General features: G+C 63.2%; 6 protein-coding genes. 2 read left to right on the top strand and 4 right to left on the bottom strand.

Annotated features, from left to right (window positions below):
* Positions 1-109: 109 nt before the first annotated feature.
* Positions 110-1,387, top strand: coding sequence for an amidohydrolase family protein (locus NW841_RS11835; protein WP_414386543.1), 1,278 nt, complete (start codon positions 110-112; stop codon positions 1,385-1,387).
* A 14-nt stretch (positions 1,388-1,401) separates the two neighbouring features.
* On the opposite strand, the gene NW841_RS11830 is transcribed toward NW841_RS11835, so the two are convergent.
* From NW841_RS11830 to NW841_RS11815, 4 genes are all read right to left on the bottom strand, one after another.
* Complete coding sequence (locus tag NW841_RS11830; RefSeq protein WP_414334570.1) at positions 1,402-1,842, bottom strand: FxLYD domain-containing protein; 441 nt, start codon at positions 1,840-1,842, stop codon at positions 1,402-1,404.
* A gap of 25 nt (positions 1,843-1,867) precedes the next feature.
* On the bottom strand, positions 1,868-2,464 hold the full coding sequence (locus NW841_RS11825) for a 5-formyltetrahydrofolate cyclo-ligase (RefSeq protein ID WP_414386542.1): 597 nt from the start codon (positions 2,462-2,464) through the stop codon (positions 1,868-1,870).
* A 108-nt stretch (positions 2,465-2,572) separates the two neighbouring features.
* The gene (locus NW841_RS11820; protein WP_414334574.1) at positions 2,573-3,037 is read right to left on the bottom strand and encodes an FKBP-type peptidyl-prolyl cis-trans isomerase; all 465 of its coding nucleotides are present in this window, start codon (positions 3,035-3,037) and stop codon (positions 2,573-2,575) included.
* A 64-nt stretch (positions 3,038-3,101) separates the two neighbouring features.
* Positions 3,102-3,764 (bottom strand): hypothetical protein, encoded by a 663-nt coding sequence (locus NW841_RS11815; protein WP_414386540.1) that lies wholly within the window; start codon positions 3,762-3,764, stop codon positions 3,102-3,104.
* A 55-nt stretch (positions 3,765-3,819) separates the two neighbouring features.
* Between NW841_RS11815 and NW841_RS11810 the strand changes: the two genes are divergently transcribed.
* On the top strand, positions 3,820-4,903 hold a 1,084-nt coding region (locus NW841_RS11810), incomplete at its 3' end, for a cobalt-precorrin 5A hydrolase (protein WP_414386538.1).

Genomic DNA, 4,903 nt, shown 5'->3' with positions numbered 1-4,903 from the left:
GCGATATATCCAGAATCAGTCAGGAGGCGCTATCCCTCCCCACCCGGGTGGGGAATCCCGCGCCTTACGTTGAGCAAGAAAATGGTCAAGCCGGGTTGGGAAGAGGGGGATGGATGTAATCTTGCGTCGGGCCAACTTGCCGGATGGCCGTAAGGGAGTGGATATCGGCATTGAGGGAGACCGCATCGTTGCCCTGGAGGTGAATCTGCAGGCCACCGCTCCCCAGGAAATCGATGTGAGTGGCCGCTTGGTGTCACCCCCCTTTGTGGATGCCCACTTTCACCTGGATGCCACCCTTACCTACGGGATCCCGCGCGTCAACCAATCGGGCACCTTGCTGGAAGGGATCGCCCTTTGGGGGGAGTTGAAGCCGCTGCTGACGCCAGAGGCAGTGATGGAGCGGGCCTTGACCTACTGCGACTGGGCGGTGGCGCGCGGGATCCTGGCCATCCGCGCCCATGTGGATGTGTGCGATCCCAACCTGTTGGCGGTGCGGGCCTTGCTGGAGGTGAAGCAAAAGGTTGCTCCCTACCTGGATTTGCAACTGGTGGCCTTTCCCCAAGATGGCTACTACCGCTCGCCGGGAGCGGTGCAGCTCTTAGAGAAGGCCCTGGACTTGGGGGTGGAGGTGGTGGGTGGGATCCCCCACTTTGAGCGGACGATGGCTGAAGGAACAGCTTCGGTGCGGGCCCTGTGCGAGATTGCGGCGGCGCGGGGTCTGCGGGTGGATCTGCACTGCGACGAGACAGACGATCCCCTCTCCCGCCACGTGGAAACCTTGGCCTACGAGACGCAGCGGCTGGGCTTGCAGGGGCGGGTGGCCGCCTCCCACCTCACCTCAATGCACTCAATGGACAACGCCTACGTGAGCAAACTCATCCCCCTGATGGCCGAGGCAGAGCTGGGGGTGATTGCCAACCCGCTGGTGAACCTGGTGCTGCAGGGCCGCCACGACACCTACCCCAAGCGGCGGGGGCTGACGCGGGTGCCGGAGCTGATGGCCGCCGGGCTGACAGTAGCTTTTGGCCAGGACTGCGTGATGGATCCCTGGTATCCCCTGGGCAGCGGCAACATGCTGGAGGTGGCCCACATGGGGATCCACGCTGCCCAACTGACCGGCTATGAGCAGATGCGCCAGTGCTTCTTGGCCGTTACGGAAAACCCGGCCCGCATTCTGGGGTTAGAAGGCTACGGACTAGAACCCGGCTGCTATGCCGATTTGGTGGTGCTCCAGGCTGCCGATGCCGTCGAAGCCATTCGCCTGAAACCGGCTTGCCTGTACGTTTTCCGTCGGGGACGGCTGATCGCCCAAACCCCGCCGGTGGTTACCCAACTCCATTTGCCCGGGCGCCCGGCCCAGGTGGACTTCACCCGCCAACTCTTCTAAGGATCAACTGGATGTCAACGGCGCACGGTGCCGCTGAAGCCGCTGGCCTTGAATTGCTCCAGGGTCAAGGGCAGCGGGCTGGTCACGGGCACGGAGATGCGAATGGAGAAGGGGCTTTCGCCGGGGGGAACCTCTTCGATGGCTCCCACGCGGGTGCGCTCCGGCAGAACCTCATTGCCGTTGGCATCGTAAAGGCGACCGAAGACATCCGCATTGACCAAGGTGTTTTTGGAGCGGTTCACCACCGTCCCTTCAATGAACATGCACCTGGCCGGTATGGGGTTGCCGTTGCTGGTGACCAGGTTGGTGTATTCGGGGGTATCCGGGCAGGGGGTGATGTGCAGATCTTTCAATTGTAGGGGGATGGCGCCAAAGCCCAGCAAGAGGGCCGCCAAAGCCGCCCAGCCCAGGCTCCAGCAGAGGGAGCGAAGCCCCTTCTTCCAAACTTGGCTCATGTTTTTCCTCCAAGGCCCATCTCCCTTAGTCTAGGGGATCCCCCGCCGGGTAAAACCCCTCTTCGGTTTGGATCCCGTCCAGGCGTTGATCCCAGGGATCCTGAGGCAGAGGCTGCCGCAGCAGGCAAGCCTGCGGGACAATGCCCCACTTGGGCACACCGGGATCCGGCAGCGAGGCCAAAAAGCGGTCGTAATAGCCGCCGCCATAGCCCAAACGCCTTCCCCAGCGGTCGCAGGCCAGGGCGGGCACGAGGATCAACTCCGCTTCGGCAGGATCGATAACCTCACTGGTGGGAGAGGGCTCCGGCAGCCCCCAGCGGTTGGGAACAAGCTCGGCTGGGTGGTAGCGATGCCATCCCAACTGCCGCTGCGGCAAGCAACGAGGGATCCCCCAGCGCTTTTCAGGGAAAAGGGCGAACAGGGATCCCAAGTCCACCTCGGAGCCGAAGGCCGCGTAGGCCAAGATGGTTCTGGCCGCCAAAAGCTGGGGGTGAGAGGCCAGATGAGCCACTATTTTCTGCTCGATCAGGGATCGTTCCAGCCCCTGCCGCACTTGGCGGAAGTGCTGGCGCAGGCGAGCTTTTTCTGCGCTAGGAGCTTCAGGGGGAAAATTGGGCTCCACAGACGGAGACAGGTTTGTTACCCAGAAGGGAGTTGCCGCAGCGCCCTGCAATCTCACCGCCTTGACTTTCCCCACCCCCAGTCAAGCTTAGGTGTGGATGTCCAGAGTCTACTGGATGGCCAGGAGCTCCACTTCAAAATCAAGGGTGGCGTTGGGTGGGATCACGCCGCCGGCGCCGCGGCTGCCGTAGGCCAACTCCGGCGGAATGCGCAAGTACCGCTTGCCACCCACCCGCATCGTGGCCAGACCTTCCTCCCAGCCGCGGATCACCTGCCCTACTCCGTAGGTGAAGATGAAAGGTTGATTGCGCTTGTAGGAGCTATCGAAGACGGTGCCATCCTGCAGCTTGCCCACATAGTTCACCACCACCGTTTGCCCCGGTTGAGGTGAAGGCCCACTGCCTTGAGCGATGTCGTAGTATTGCAGGCCCGACTCGGTGGTGATGAAGTCTTTGGCTGGGGATTGGATGCCCACCACGGGGTTGTCTTTGGCCCGCGACAGAGCCACGGCCGGCTGTCCACCCCACATCCCGATCCACAGCAAACCCAGCAACAGCAGCAGCATCCGTTTCATCTGTTGGCGTCTCCCCTCGCCGACTTTTTGCTTCCCCTTCCTTCAACGATCTTAGGGGATCCCTTCATCCTTTTATTTCGGCAAATTCGATGATCTGCCCTTGATGATCGCGCACCCAGAAGACAAAAGGCTTTTCGGAGCGGACGCTGTTGCGGATCCCTTGCTTGTTGATCCGCTTCAGGAGCGCTTTGAGGGCTTCCCGTTCATAGGTGGTGTGGCGATAGCGGACGCCGCTGCTGCGACCGGCTGCCGCCCCGTAGGCAGGTACAGAGGAGGGCCTGGAGGGACTGCCGTAGGGGACGGAGGCCGCGTAGGGATCAGTAGAACCAGGGATCACGTGCAGTTGCACCGTATCGGAGAGCTGATACCAGAGGCCAGGGGTATCGAGAGGTGTCGAGGTGGGGCGGGCTTTGGCATCGAGGCGGGAGCTGAGGCCAATATCCCCTGGAAAATAGGGTGATCCCAGGCTAGAGCTGACGACGCTTTGCTCGTAGCCGTAGTAGTACTGCAGTGGCAGCTCCGCCTCCGGCAGCCTCAAAACCTTTTCGTAGAAGCCCCTTGCCTGCTCCAGATCGGGCACGATGATGGTGTACACCCGGGGAGCGCCACTTAAAAATGTCCACATGGCCCCGCCATAGGCCGATAGCAACAAAAACATCAGCCCCTTCGTGGAGAGCAGAGCCTCCAGGGGGATCAGCGGCAGCATCAGTCCAAGGGGGGTTGGCATTGGCGCTCGTCTATTTGCGGGTGGCTCTGTAGTCCAGTATAGGATCCCTAGGCTAATGAAGCTTGCCCTGTTTGCCCCTACCCCGCGCGGTCGCCGCTTGGCCCAGCCTTTGCTGTCGCTACTGCCGGAGGAGTGGATCTGCTGGAGCAAGGCCAACCCCCCGGGAGAGCCGCTGCCACCCCCCTGGCAAGCCTATGGGGATCCCTTGCCGGCAGCGGTGGCCCAGAGCTGGCCGCAGGTGCAGGGCTGTATCTTTGTCTTGCCAGTTGGGTCGGTGGTGCGGCTCATTGCCCCCCTCTTGCAAGACAAATACCGGGATCCGGCGGTGGTGGTGGTGGACGAAGCTGGGCGCTGGGCCATTAGCCTCTGTGGCGGCCATGTGGGAGGAGCTGAGGCGCTGGCGCGGCGGGTGGCGGCTGTCTTGGGAGCCGAGCCCATCCTCACCTCTGCCTCAGAAGGGCTGGGGATCCCGCCTTTGGATTTGCTGGGGGATCCCTACGGTTGGCAGCGGGGCGACGGCGATTGGAACGGGGTGGCAGCCGCTCTGGCGCGGGGAGAGCCGGTGGCCGTTGAGCAAACCTGTGGCACGCAGCTTTGGCGCCAGGCCTGGCCAGCAGATCACCCCCTTTTCACCACCCCTCCTGAGCAGGCGGTGGCCCAGGTCCGGATTGGCGAGTATACAACACCCTGCCCCCCCATCCCCACCGTCCACTGGCATCCACGGGTGCTGTGGGTGGGTGTGGGCTGCGAGCGGGGCACCAGCCGCGCCTGGCTGGAGGGATCCCTGCGCCGCCTGCTGCAGGCCCAGGGGCTGGCCTTCGAGGCCGTTGCTGGCTTGGCCACCCTGGAGCTGAAACGGGATGAAGCGGGACTGCTGGAGTTGGCCCAGGCCTACGGCTGGCCTATCCAGTTCTTCTCTGCCGAAGCCCTGGCCGGGATCCCAGTTCCCCACCCTTCGGAGGCGGTGCGGCAGGCGGTGGGCACCCCTTCGGTGGCAGAGGCGGCTGCTCTTTTGGCTGCCCAGCGCTGGTCGGGGGAGGACGAGCTAGCCCAGGAGGGGGCCACCCTCCTCTGCCCCAAGCAGGTCTTTGCCTCAGAGACTGAGGGAGCGTGTACCCTGGCCATTGCCCGCGCTGCTC

The sequence above is a fragment of the Synechococcus sp. H60.3 genome (genome assembly GCF_047462295.1).
Classification (GTDB): domain Bacteria; phylum Cyanobacteriota; class Cyanobacteriia; order Thermostichales; family Thermostichaceae; genus Thermostichus.
Note: the sequence above shows the minus strand (reverse complement) of the source record. Positions and strands in the feature narration are given on the sequence as shown.